Genomic DNA, 12,787 nt, shown 5'->3' with positions numbered 1-12,787 from the left:
GCAACGCCCCGCGCGGTGCAGGGCGACGGGCCCGCCGCGGACGGCCCGGTGCCGGGTGAACTCCCGGGCGTGGTCGGTGACCGTCAGCCCCGGCCGGACGAGCTGTCAGGCGCCGACGCCCCTCCCGGCTGCGACGCACGCACCAGCGCGACGGCGGGGGCGTCGCCGGACGCGAAGACGTCTGCAGGCGTGTCCGCCGCGCCGGAGCCGGCTGAGCTTCCGCCGACCGGCAACCGGGCCCCGGCCCGCCCGGCCGACTCCGTCCCGAACGGCCCGGAGGCCGACCCGGTCATGGCGTCCGGCGACCCGGCGTGTGAGGGAGCGCGACCGGGGCCGGCGAGCGGGACCGTTCTGAACGAGCCGGTGGCCGACCCGGTCATCGCGTCCGGCGCCACAGGCGGGTCCGTCGGGAACGACCCGGTCATGGCGTCCGGCGGCCGCGCCGGCGAGGGCGCGCGACCGGTGCGGCAGGGGTCTGGGCCTGAACTGGAGAACGGGCCCGTCTCGAACAGCCCGGCCGCCGACCCGGTCACGGTGCCCGGCGCTGAAGGCGGCTCCGTCCCGAACGGCCCGGAGGCCGACCCGGGCATGGCGTCCGGCGCCACAGGCGGGTCCGTCGGGTGCGGCCCGGAGGCCGGGCCGGTCACGATGCCCGGTGGTCCCGCCGGTTCGGGGGCGGAAGTGCGGCCGGGGCAGGCGAAGGGCATGGCGTCCGGCGCCGCGGGCCGGCCCGTCCCGAACGGCCCGGAGGCCGGGCCGGTCACGGTGTCCGGCGCCGTGGGGGGTGCGAAAGTGCGGCCGGGGCAGGACGGCGGTCGGGGTGAGCGGCGGCCGTTCTTCGGGCGGCAGCGGGAGCTGAAGGCGCTCGTCGCCGACATCGAGCGGGCCGGGCTCGACACACTCGCCGGCCGTAAGGCGCCCCGCGCGCGGGTGCTGCTGATCGCCGGCCGGCCCGGCGCCGGCCGCACCGCGCTTGCGGAGCAACTCGTCCGCACGCTCGGCGACCGCTACCCGGACGGCGTTCTGCGGGTCGGGCTCACCGAGCCGGGCGGCCGGCCGGTCCCCATGGAGGAGGCGGCGCGCGGGCTGCTCGACCGGCTGCGCATCACCTCGCCGCCCGGTGCGGGCGACGACGAGCTGACCGAGATGGTGCGGGAGGCCCTGGCCGTACGGCGGATGCTGCTCCTCGTCGACGACGTCACGGATGCCGAGCAGGTCGACCTGCTGCTGCCGCAGAACCCGGACTGTCTGGTGGTGGCCGTCTCCCGCGGCCCGCTCACGGGCATCCCCGGCGTACGTCCGTGCACGCTCGGCGGTCTGGACGCGAGGTCCGCGATCGAACTGCTCACCACCTTCACAGGGTCGGTCCGGATCACGGTCGACCCGCAGGCCGCGGAGACGATCGCCGAGGAGTGCGGCGGTCAGCCCGCCGCGTTGGTGCTGGTCGGCGGCTGGCTGGCCGCCCGTCCAGGGGTCTCCGTCGCCGATGCCGCGAAGCGGCTGCGCGGGCTGCGGCCCGGCGAGGAGCACTCGGCCGGGGACCGGCCCCTGGCCAGGGCGTTCCGGCTGGTGTACGAGTCGCTTCCGCAGTCCGCCGCGCGGACGCTGCGGCTGCTGGCGCTCGCACCGGCCGGGCGGGCGGACGCGCACACCGCGTCCGCGCTGTCCGGGTGCTCCGTCCCGGCCGCCCAGGACACCCTCGAGAGCTTCGCAGGGCTCGGGCTGGTGCGGCGGGCGGGCGGCTCCTTCGAGGTGCCGGGCGCCCTCGCGCCGCTCCTGCGCTCGCTGATGGAGGCCACGGACCGTCCCGCCGAGGTTCAGCTGGCGCGCGCCAGGATGCTGGAGCGGACCGTACGACGGCTCCAGGCCTGCCGGGCGACCACCGAGCCCGAAGGCTCCCCGGCCCGTAAGAAGCTGGCAGCTCTGCCGCGCGTCCTGCGCTTCGCCTCCGCGGGGGCGGCCGCCGAGTGGCTGCGCGCGAGCCGGTCCGAGCTGCTGGCGTCCGCGCGGCTCGTCGTCGACGACGGTGATCTGGACACACTGGCCCGCCGGCTGGTCGCGGCCCTGGTGAGGGCACTCGCCGCGCACTGGGGCACCGAGGCGGCGGCCCCCGAGCTGTACGGGCTGCACCAGCTGGTGCTGGACGTCGCCGAGCGCCGGGGACTGCACCGTGAACAGGCCGCCGCCCTGCTCAATCTCGCCGATCTCGACGCGCAGACCGGACGTACCGAGGACGCGCTGGCCCGCTACCGGGCGGCGCTCGACGCGGGCCGCGCCGCGAACGACCCGTACGCGACCGGCCGGGCGATGGAATCCGTAGGCGGCGCCTACCAGGAGCTCGGTGACTGGCAGCGGGCGGCCGACTGGTACGGCCGGGCCCTCGCGCAGCGTCAGGCACGCGGCGAGCGCGCCGACGAGGCGCGGCTGTACGGGCGGCTGGGCACCGTGCACACCTACGCGGGCCGCTACGGGGAGGCGCTCCGCAGCTGGCGGGCGGCGGTCGCCGGCCACCGCAGGGCAGGCGATCTGCCGTCCCGGGCAAGGGCGTTGGGCGAGGTGGCCCGGGTCCAGGAGTACGCGGGCCGGCCCGAGGAATGCCTGCGCACCTGCCAGGAGGCGGTGGAGCTGGCGCGCCGGGCCGGTGATGCGCGGCTGCACGCGGCGTTGCGGATCAGGCTCGCCGACACTCTCGACCGGCTGGGCGACCCCGCAGCGGCACGGCTGCACCGCAGTGCTGCGGAAAGAATGCTTGGAGCAGAGGATTCCACCTACGAAATCCGTGGCCGTTCGCTCGAAGATTAGGTCTTTGCAAGGCTAGACAGTGGGAAATCCTTCATTAGACTGGCATCACCACGTCTTCTCGTGGTGTGTCCCGGTATGCCCGTGCGTAGCTGGGTACGCGTGTCATCGACCGATATATCCCCTGAGCCAAGGACCGTGATCGACGTGAAGGTCGGCATCCCCCGCGAGGTCAAGAACAACGAGTTCCGGGTGGCCATCACCCCGGCCGGCGTGCACGAGCTCGTGCGCAACGGACACCAGGTCTTCGTCGAGCAGAACGCCGGTGTCGGCTCCTCGATCACGGATGACGAGTACGTCGCCGCGGGTGCGAACATCCTGGCCACCGCCGACGAGGTCTGGGCCACCGCCGACCTGCTGCTGAAGGTCAAGGAGCCCATCGCGGAGGAGTACCACCGTCTCCGCAAGGACCAGACGCTCTTCACCTACCTGCACCTCGCCGCCTCCCGTGAGTGCACCGACGCCCTGCTGGAGTCCGGCACCACGGCGATCGCCTACGAGACGGTCGAGGTGAACCGCGCGCTGCCGCTGCTCGCCCCGATGTCCGAGGTCGCGGGCCGGCTGGCCCCGCAGGTCGGCGCGTACCATCTGATGCGCTCGGCCGGCGGCCGCGGCGTGCTCCCGGGCGGTGTCCCCGGCACCCAGGCCGGCAAGGCCGTGGTCATCGGTGGCGGCGTCTCCGGCTGGAACGCCACGCAGATCGCCGTCGGCATGGGCTTCCACGTGACCCTGCTCGACAAGGACATCAACAAGCTCCGCGAGGCGGACAAGATCTTCGGCACCAAGGTGCAGACGATCGTCTCCAACGCCTTCGAGCTGGAGAAGGCCGTCGTCGAGGCCGACCTCGTCATCGGTGCCGTGCTCATCCCCGGCGCCAAGGCGCCGAAGCTGGTCACCAACGAGCTCGTCGCCAAGATGAAGCCCGGAAGTGTACTTGTCGACATTGCGATCGATCAGGGCGGCTGCTTCGAGGACTCGCGTCCGACCACCCACGCCGAGCCGACCTTCAACATCCACAACTCGGTCTTCTACTGCGTCGCCAACATGCCGGGCGCGGTGCCGAACACGTCCACCTACGCGCTGACCAACGCCACGCTGCCCTACATCGTGTCGCTGGCCAACAACGGCTGGGTCGAGGCGCTGCGCCGTGACCCCGCGCTCGCCAAGGGTCTCAACACCCATGACGGCAAGGTGGTTTACCGCGAGGTCGCCGAGGCGCACGGCCTCGAGAGCGTCGAGCTGAGCACGCTGCTCGGCTGAGCGGTCAACCAGCGTCGTCAACGTCACGAGTCCGGCCGGACCTTGCCGAGCAAGGTCCGGCCGGACTCGTCCGTGCCCGCTTTGCGGTGGTCGCTCAACTCGCCTCGAACGTAACCCTTTAACCGTTTCGCACACCCTTGAAACGTGTCGGTGGAGGCATGCGTGAGAGCTCGTGCGCCCTTGACAGAGGGGTGTTCGATTGCCGACACATCGGGCCGGGTCCGGCGGATTGTGTTGCTGCGGAGCGGTGACACGCCATAGAGTCGCCAACCGTCGGCATGGTGCCACGCTGACCTATCGATAAGTTTCCTGGTCACCGTCCAAGGAGGTAAGACGACTTGTGAATGAGTCGACATTTACTCCCGGGGGTGGTCAACCAGGAACGGTCCCTCTACGCCCTGAGGGCGTGGTGGCACCCCCATCGGCGGGCCAGGACCCGTCGTCCGGTCTCGAGGCTGTCGGCTCCGTCGCTGTCCGCCCCTTCGCCACGCACCAGCGCCGGCACACGACGCACATGACGACAGCCCACACGATGAAGACGATGGACGGCCAACACGTGAACGCCATGGCCGGCAACGAGAGTGGCCGAGAGTCCACCCACTTCGCCGCCTACGAGGAAGTCCCCGAGGGGCACTTCTACGACCCCGATGCCGAGTACGAGCCCGACCCCGAGTACGCGGCCACCCTCGCGCCCGACGCTGCCCGCCAGCGACGCGAGAGGATCGGCCCCACCGGGCGTCCGCTGCCGTACTTCCCGATCCCGGGCCCGCTGACCGACCACGGCCCCGCGAAGATCATCGCGATGTGCAACCAGAAGGGCGGCGTCGGCAAGACGACGTCGACCATCAACCTGGGCGCCGCGCTCGCCGAGTACGGACGGCGGGTGCTGCTCGTCGACTTCGACCCGCAGGGCGCGCTGTCCGTGGGTCTCGGCGTCAACCCGATGGAGCTCGACCTCACCGTCTACAACCTGCTCATGGAGCGGGGCATGGCGGCGGACGAGGTGCTCCTGAAGACGGCCGTGCCCAACATGGACCTGCTGCCGAGCAACATCGACCTGTCCGCCGCGGAAGTGCAGTTGGTGAGCGAGGTCGCGCGCGAGTCCACGCTCCAGCGTGCGCTGAAGCCGTTGATGGCCGACTACGACTACATCGTGATCGACTGTCAGCCCTCGCTCGGCCTGCTCACGGTCAACGCGCTGACCGCCGCGCACAAGGTGATAGTGCCGCTCGAGTGCGAGTTCTTCGCGTTGCGCGGTGTCGCGCTGCTGACGGAGACGATCGAGAAGGTCCAGGAGCGGCTCAACCCCGACCTCGAACTGGACGGCATCCTCGCCACGATGTACGACTCGCGGACCGTGCACAGCCGCGAGGTGCTCGCGCGGGTCGTGGAGGCCTTCGACGACCACGTCTACCACACGGTCATCGGGCGGACCGTCCGCTTCCCCGAGACCACCGTGGCCGGTGAGCCCATCACGACGTACGCGTCGAACTCCGTGGGCGCCGCCGCGTACCGCCAGCTCGCCAGGGAGGTGCTCGCCCGGTGTCACGCCGAGTGAGTCTGCCCGGGGCCGACGAGCTTTTCCGTACGACCGGGGGCATGGCGCTGCAGGCGTCGTCCCCGCGCAAGCAGGCGAACCCGGGTGCGGGCGGCGGTGAGCCGCGCGTACCGGCGCAGGGCGAGCAGCCCGACGAGGCGTCGGCGCAGCCCTCGTCCGAAGAGCACTCGGCGGCGGACGCGGAGGCGTCCGAGGAGGGTCGCAGCCGGACCGCTGACGCCGCGGGACCGTCCGGCCGGGGCGCGGCGCCGGCCGCGGCCAAGGCCCGCCCCGCACAGGAAGGCGCGGCCGGGGCCCCGCCGCGCCGACGGGGGCGCGGGGCGAACCGCCGGCCCAGCGGGCGGGAACGCCACGACGAGAAGATCACGGTCTACGTCTCCGCCGAGGAGCTCATGGACCTCGAACACGCACGGCTGGTGCTGCGCGGCGAGCACGGCCTGGCCGTCGACCGCGGCCGGATCGTCCGCGAGGCGGTCGCGGTGGTCCTCGCGGACCTCGAGCAGCGGGGCGACGCGAGCATCCTGGTAAGACGCCTGCGGGGCCGCTGACCGGGTAGCCTGCGGGCGCGCCCCGTACCTCCCGCTCCCTGGACCCACATGCCCCCGAACGACGACCCGCCGAGCCCGCCCCGCCGCCGAGCCCTGGGGCGGGGACCGGGCACGACGCGTCCGGCGGAGGGCGATTCCCCCACCCCGCCCCTCCCCGAAACCGTGGGCGAGCCCCCGGACACCGGCGCGACGGACGGCTGCTCCGGCGGCGCGGACGTGGTCGAGGCGCCGGAGCCGGAACTGCATGCGGTGCATGCCGAGGAGCGCGGCGCCGAGCCGCTGTCGTCGCCGGACGACGGCGAGGGCGGCGGTGAGGCGCCCGAGGCGGATGCCCCGGCCGTCGGCGGGCCCGGGGCCGCGGGCCACGGGTCGCCCGCGGCGGTCGGCGGGCACGCGGTTCCCGAAGAGGGCGCGTCGCCCGGGGACGGTGGGCCCGATGCCGCCGGCGAGGGGGCGTCGCGCGGCGGCAGCGAGGACGGCAGTACCGGGTTCAGAGTCAGGCTGGTCAACTTCGAGGGGCCGTTCGACCTGCTGCTGCAGCTCATCTCCAAGCACAAGCTCGACGTCACGGAGGTGGCCCTCTCCAAGGTCACCGACGAGTTCATGGCCTACATCCGGGCCATGGGCCCCGACTGGGACCTCGACCAGACCACCGAGTTCCTCGTCGTCGCCGCGACGCTGCTCGACCTCAAGGCCGCGCGGCTGCTGCCCGCCGCGGAGGTCGAGGACGAGGCCGACCTCGCGCTGCTCGAAGCGCGTGACCTGCTGTTCGCCCGGCTCCTGCAGTACCGGGCGTACAAGCAGATCGCCGAGATCTTCGACGGGAGACTGGACGACGAGGCCCGGCGGTTCCCCCGTACCGTCGGTCTGGAGCCGCGCCTCGCGGAGCTGCTGCCGGAGGTCGTCATCAGCATCGGCGCGGAGGGCTTCGCCAAGCTCGCGGTGAAGGCCATGCAGCCCAGGCCGAAGCCGCAGGTGTACGTCGACCACATCCACGCGCCGCTGGTCAGCGTCCGGGAGCAGGCCGAGGTCGTGGTCGCCCTGCTCAAGGCGCGCGGCAGGGCCTCGTTCCAGGAGCTGACCGAAGACGCTCCGGACACGCTGACCGTCGTCGCCCGGTTCCTGGCCCTGCTGGAGCTGTACCGCGAGAAGGCCGTCGCGCTCGATCAGGAGGACGCGCTGGGCGAGCTGACGGTGGTCTGGGCCGCGGAGGAGGCCCGGGCGGTGACCGTGACGGACGAGTTCGACCAAGTGGTGGAGGAGAAGCGGTGAGCGAGCTCAAGCCCGCCCTCGAGGCCGTCCTCATGATCGTGGACGAGCCCGCGACCGAGGAGCACCTCGCCAAGGTGCTCGAGCAGCCCCGAAGGGCCGTCGCGGACGCGCTGCGCGAGCTCGCGGACGAGTACACCGTCCAGGGCCGCGGCTTCGAGCTGCGGCTCGTCGCCGGCGGCTGGCGGTTCTACAGCCGCCCGGAGCACGCCGCCGCCGTCGAGCGTTTCGTGCTCGACGGGCAGCACGCGCGGCTCACCCAGGCCGCCCTGGAGACCCTCGCGGTCGTCGCGTACCGGCAGCCGGTGAGCCGTTCAAGGGTCTCCGCGGTGCGCGGGGTGAACTGCGACGGCGTGATGCGCACGCTCCTTCAGCGGGGTCTGGTCGAGGAGGCGGGCACGGAACCCGAAACAGGTGCGATCCTGTACAGGACGACGAACTACTTTCTGGAGCGGATGGGCCTGCGCGGCCTGGACGAGCTTCCGGAGCTCGCGCCCTTCCTACCGGAGGCGGACGCGATCGAGGCGGAGACGCCGGAAGGGGTTCCGTCGTTCGATCCGGATGCACCGGATGCACCGGATCTCGATGCAGCAGACGACAAGACGGAAATTTGATGCGAAGCAGCAGCGGCAGGAACAGCAGCGGAAACAACGGCGGGAGCCGTGGTGGCAACAGCGGCGGCCGCGGCAGCAGCGGCGGGCGCGGGAACTACCGGGGCGCCGGCAACAGCAGGGACGATCAGCAGAAGCGTGCGGGCAGGCCCCGTCCGGAGGAGCGCCGCTACGACGTGGGCGGCTCCTCCCCGGAGGCGCCGAAGAAGGGGCGTGGCGGCGCGGCCCGCGGCGGCGCCAAGGGCGGGCCCCGGCAGTCGCCGCAGCGCGGCGGCGGCCGCACGGCACCCGCGCGCTCGCGCGAGTACGACGCCCGCTCCGAGGAGCGCAACCGCGAGCGTTACGCGGACAAGCCGCAGATCAAGACCCCCAAGACCTTCGGGGACCAGGAGGGCGAGCGGCTTCAAAAGGTGCTCGCCCGGGCCGGCATGGGTTCGCGCCGGGCCTGCGAGGAGTTGATCGACGCGGGCCGGGTCGAGGTCAACGGCAAGATCGTGATCGAGCAGGGTGTCCGCGTCGACCCCGAGAAGGACGAGATCAAGGTCGACGGTCTGACCGTCGCGACCCAGTCGTATCTGTTCTTCGCGCTGAACAAGCCGGCGGGCGTCGTCTCGACCATGGAGGACCCCGACGGGCGCCAGTGCCTCGGCGACTACGTCACCAACCGCGAGACCCGGCTCTTCCACGTCGGCCGGCTCGACACGGAGACCGAGGGCATCATCCTGCTCACCAACCACGGTGAGCTGGCCCACCGTCTCACCCACCCCAAGTACGGTGTGAAGAAGACCTACCTGGCCGCCATCCAGGGGCCGCTGCCGCGTGAACTCGGCAAGCGACTCAAGGACGGCATCCAGCTCGAGGACGGCTACGCCCGCGCGGACCACTTCCGTGTCGTGGAGAACACGGGGAAGAACTACCTCGTCGAGGTCACCCTCCACGAGGGCCGCAAGCACATCGTGCGCCGGATGCTCTCCGAGGCGGGCTTCCCGGTGGACAAGCTGGTGCGGACCGCCTTCGGGCCGATCACCCTCGGCGACCAGAAGTCCGGCTGGCTGCGCCGGCTGACCAACACCGAGGTCGGCATGCTGATGAAGGAAGTCGGTCTCTAAACGCACAAACCCCCAGAAAGGGCCCGTGACCTGCCGAGGTCACGGGCCTTTTGCTGTCTTACGCCCTTGTGGCGACCACCGTGGACGCTTTATAGTCAACATGACTATTAAGGAGCTTGGGCGTGGGACTCACGGACATCCTCGAACCGCTGCGGCAGCCGCTGTTCACCGTGCTGGGCACCCAGGTGAGCTGGACCGAATTCCTCGGCTTCGGCAGCGGCGCGCTCTGCGTGTGGCTCGTCGCCCGCCAGCACATCGCCAACTGGCCGATCGGCATCGCCAACAACGTCCTCTTCGTCCTGCTCTTCACCCAGGCGGGCCTGTACGCCGACGCCGGCCTGCAGATCGTCTTCATCACCCTCGCCGCGTACGGCTGGTGGACCTGGACCCACGGGGGTGGACCAGGCTCTTCCGTCCTGCCGGTGCGACGCACCACCCGCACCGAATGGACCTGGCTGCTCGCGGCGGGGGTGGTGGCGACCCTCGCGCTCACGCTCCTCCTCGACCGTGCCACCGACTCCACCGTCCCCTTCTGGGACGCGCTGACGACCGCGCTGTCCCTGATGGCGACGTACGGGCAGTGCCGCAAGCGTCTGGAGTCGTGGTGGCTGTGGATCGCCGCCGACGTGGTGTACGTGCCGCTGTACGCGCACAAGGGGCTCTATCTGACGTCGCTGCTCTACCTCGGCTTCATGGCACTGTGCGTCGCGGGCCTGCTGAACTGGTCCCGCGACCTGGCCGCCCGCAGGCAGGCGGTGGCCGTATGAGGCGTTACGGACACGGCCTGGTTCTCGGCAAGTTCTATCCGCCGCACGCGGGCCACCACCACCTCGTACGGACCGCCGCCGACCGCTGCGTGCGGCTCACCGTCCTCGTGTGCGCCGCGACCGTCGAGTCGATCCCGCTCGCCGACCGCGTGGCGTGGATGCGTGAGGTGCACCCCGGCGTACGGGTCGTGGGCGCCATGGACGACATTCCGGTGGACGTGAACGACCCCGCTGTCTGGGACGCGCACATGGCCGTGTTCCGCGCCGCCGTCCCGGAGCGGGTGGACGCCGTCTTCACCTCGGAGGCGTACGGGGAGGAGCTCGGCCGCCGCTTCGGAGCCGAGTCGGTCTGCGTCGACCCCGACCGGGGCGTCTTCCCGGTGTCGGGGACGGCCGTGCGCAAGGACCCCGTCGGCTGCTGGGACTTCCTGGAGCCGCCGGTGCGTGCCGCGCTCGCCCGCCGGGTGGTCGTCCTCGGCGCGGAGTCCACCGGCACCACCACGATGGCCTGGGCGCTCGCCGAGCACTACCGGCGGCGCGGCGGGGTGTGGGCGCGCACCCGCTGCGTTCCCGAGTACGGACGGGAGTTCAGCGCGCTCAAGCTGGCCGCGCTGCGGCGGCTGCGGCCCGGTGTCCCGTGGAGCGAGGTCGCGTTCGCGTCCGACGAGTTCCCGCTGATCGCCCGCCGGCAGGCGGAGCTGGAGGAGCAGGCGGCGCGGGCGGGATCGCCCGTCCTTTTCTGCGACACCGACGCCTTCGCCACCACCGTCTGGCACGAGCGCTACCTGGGCGGGCCCTACCAGGCGGCCCCCGAACCCCGGCGGCAGCACCTGTGGCTGCTGACCGACCACCAAGGCGTCGCCTTCGAGGACGACGGCCTGCGCGACGGCGAGCACCTGCGGCCGTGGATGACCGGCCGATTCCGCGAGGAGCTGGCCCGCACCGGCCGCCCGGCCGTCGAGCTCACCGGCCCGCACGAGCAACGGCTCGCCACAGCTGTGGCGGCCGTGGACGCACTGATCGGCGAGGGCTGGGACCTCGCGCCCCCACTCCCGGAGAAACGATGAGCGCCACCCGCCCCGAAGGCTACGACCCGTACGCCTTCGAACCGTTCGCCGTCACCGTCGACCTGGCCGTCTTCACGGTCAGGGAGGGCCGGCTGCACGTGCTGCTCGTCGAACGCGGGCAGGAGCCCTACCAGGGCGCCTGGGCGCTGCCCGGCGGTTTTCTGCTGCCGAGGGAGTCCGCGGAGACGGCCGCCCGCCGGGAGCTGGCGGAGGAGACCGGACTGTCGGAGCGGACCGCGGCCGACCTCCACCTGGAACAGCTGCGGACCTACAGCGAACCGGACCGCGACCCGAGGATGCGTGTCGTCTCCGTCGCGTACACCGCGCTTGTACCGGACCTGCCGGAGCCGCGCGGCGGCGGGGACGCGGCGCATGCCCGCTGGACGCCGCTGCCCGCGGCGGCGCCTCCCGGGGCCCCGGGCCGGGACCGCCGTCCCGCTCCGCTCGCCTTCGACCACGACCGCATCCTCGCCGACGCGTACGACCGCATCGGCGCCAAGCTCGAGTACACCTGTCTCGCCACCGCCTTCTGCCCGCCCCGGTTCACGCTCGGGGAACTGCAGCAGGTGTACGAGACCGTCTGGGGCGTCGAACTCGACCGCCCCAACTTCCGGCGCAAGGTGCTCGCCACCCCCGGCTTCGTCGAGGCCGTCGAGGGCGAACCGCGCCGAACCGGCGGCCGTGGCAAACCGGCCGCGCTCTACCGGGCCGGAGCCGCCTCCGTCCTGCACCCACCACTCCTGCGACCGGAGGGACGGCAGCAGACATGACCACCACGAGGAGCACCAGAACCATCACCAAGCAGGCCGCCACCGGGGCGCTGACCGGGCTCGCCCTCGGCGACGCCCTCGGCTTCCCGACCGAGTTCAACGACGTGCCGTCCATCCTCGCCAAGTGCGGGCCGTGGCGGCGGATGGAACTGCCCACGCCGGCGATCGTCACCGACGACACCCAGATGACGCTCGCGCTGGCCCGCGGCATCCGCACGGCCATGTCCCGCGGCCTGCTCGTCGCCTCCCGGCTGGTCCGGCCGGTGCGCGAGGAGTTCGTCGACTGGTACCACTCGCCGGACAACAACCGGGCCCCGGGCCGTACCTGCCTGGTCGCCTGCCAGAAGCTCGACAGCGACCGGCCGTGGCAGCAGGCCAGCCAGCTCGACTCCAAGGGCTGCGGAGCCAACATGCGCGTCGCGCCGGTCGGGCTCGTGCCGGGCCTGAGCGAGGAACAGCGCTCCGGCGCGGCGCAGTTGCAGGCCGCCCTCACCCACGGCCACCCCACCGCCCTCGCGGCGAGCGACCTCACGGCCCGCGCTGTGCACCTGCTGGCCCAGGGCGCGGAACCGACCGGGTTGGTCGGCCAGCTGCGTTCCCACGCGTACGAGAACCGCAGCCGCTACCTCCACCGCTGGCTCGGCGACCTGTGGACGTACTCGCACGACCCGACGCCCGAGGCGTTCATCGCGCGCGGCTGGGACGAGTGCCTCCAGGTCCTCGAACGCCTCGCCGCGGCCCTGCGCTCGCCCGAGCCGGAGCTCGACCCGTGCCTGGCCACCGGCGAGGGCTGGATCGCGGAGGAGGCGCTCGCCACGGGCCTGCTGTGCTTCCTGATGTTCCCCGAGGAGCCCCTGACGGCACTGCGCCGGGCCGCCTGCACCAAGGGCGACTCCGACTCGATCGCCTGCCTGGCCGGCGCCTTTGCGGGCGCGCACCTGGGATCGAGGGCGTGGCCCAGCGCATGGGCGGACCGGATCGAGTACCGGGGTGAACTCGTGACGCTGGGAGCCCTCTGGGACGCTTGAT

Annotated in this window: 11 protein-coding genes; all 11 read left to right on the top strand. The window is 72.3% G+C overall.

The features are described from left to right. Positions 1–705: 705 nt before the first annotated feature. Complete coding sequence (locus tag OGH68_RS07665) at positions 706–2,802, top strand: tetratricopeptide repeat protein (protein WP_413471090.1); 2,097 nt, start codon at positions 706–708, stop codon at positions 2,800–2,802. A 144-nt stretch (positions 2,803–2,946) separates the two neighbouring features. Continuing rightward, positions 2,947–4,059: an alanine dehydrogenase gene (ald, locus tag OGH68_RS07660; protein ID WP_264249962.1), complete on the top strand. Its 1,113-nt coding sequence runs from the start codon at positions 2,947–2,949 to the stop codon at positions 4,057–4,059. A 409-nt stretch (positions 4,060–4,468) separates the two neighbouring features. Then, positions 4,469–5,617: a ParA family protein gene (locus OGH68_RS07655; protein ID WP_264249961.1), complete on the top strand. Its 1,149-nt coding sequence runs from the start codon at positions 4,469–4,471 to the stop codon at positions 5,615–5,617. Beyond that, complete coding sequence (locus OGH68_RS07650) at positions 5,602–6,165, top strand: hypothetical protein (protein ID WP_264242572.1); 564 nt, start codon at positions 5,602–5,604, stop codon at positions 6,163–6,165. Before OGH68_RS07655 ends, OGH68_RS07650 begins: the two co-directional genes overlap by 16 nt. Before the next feature lie 48 nt (positions 6,166–6,213). Next, the gene (locus OGH68_RS07645) at positions 6,214–7,437 is read left to right on the top strand and encodes a segregation and condensation protein A (RefSeq protein ID WP_264242571.1); all 1,224 of its coding nucleotides are present in this window, start codon (positions 6,214–6,216) and stop codon (positions 7,435–7,437) included. 32 nt (positions 7,438–7,469) lie between these two features. Continuing rightward, positions 7,470–8,048: an SMC-Scp complex subunit ScpB gene (gene scpB / locus OGH68_RS07640; protein ID WP_264249958.1), complete on the top strand. Its 579-nt coding sequence runs from the start codon at positions 7,470–7,472 to the stop codon at positions 8,046–8,048. Continuing rightward, the gene (locus OGH68_RS07635) at positions 8,048–9,154 is read left to right on the top strand and encodes a pseudouridine synthase (RefSeq protein WP_264242570.1); all 1,107 of its coding nucleotides are present in this window, start codon (positions 8,048–8,050) and stop codon (positions 9,152–9,154) included. The genes scpB and OGH68_RS07635 overlap by 1 nt, the downstream gene beginning before the upstream one ends. 122 nt (positions 9,155–9,276) lie before the next feature. Next, entirely contained in the window at positions 9,277–9,921 is a 645-nt protein-coding gene (pnuC, locus tag OGH68_RS07630) for a nicotinamide riboside transporter PnuC (protein WP_264242569.1), read from the top strand. Then, the gene (locus tag OGH68_RS07625) at positions 9,918–10,988 is read left to right on the top strand and encodes an AAA family ATPase (RefSeq protein ID WP_264242568.1); all 1,071 of its coding nucleotides are present in this window, start codon (positions 9,918–9,920) and stop codon (positions 10,986–10,988) included. The genes pnuC and OGH68_RS07625 overlap by 4 nt, the downstream gene beginning before the upstream one ends. Beyond that, a complete protein-coding gene (locus OGH68_RS07620; RefSeq protein ID WP_264242567.1) occupies positions 10,985–11,758 on the top strand; it encodes an NUDIX hydrolase in 774 nt (257 codons plus the stop codon). Before OGH68_RS07625 ends, OGH68_RS07620 begins: the two co-directional genes overlap by 4 nt. Further along, positions 11,755–12,786, top strand: a complete 1,032-nt coding sequence (locus OGH68_RS07615) for an ADP-ribosylglycohydrolase family protein (RefSeq protein WP_264242566.1) — start codon at positions 11,755–11,757, stop codon at positions 12,784–12,786. Before OGH68_RS07620 ends, OGH68_RS07615 begins: the two co-directional genes overlap by 4 nt. The last annotated feature ends 1 nt before the right edge of the window (position 12,787 follow it).

The organism is Streptomyces peucetius (assembly GCF_025854275.1).
Taxonomy (GTDB): Bacteria; Actinomycetota; Actinomycetes; order Streptomycetales; family Streptomycetaceae; genus Streptomyces; species Streptomyces peucetius_A.
The sequence above is the reverse complement of the archived record's forward strand: the minus strand, read 5'-3'. Positions and strand labels throughout refer to the sequence as shown.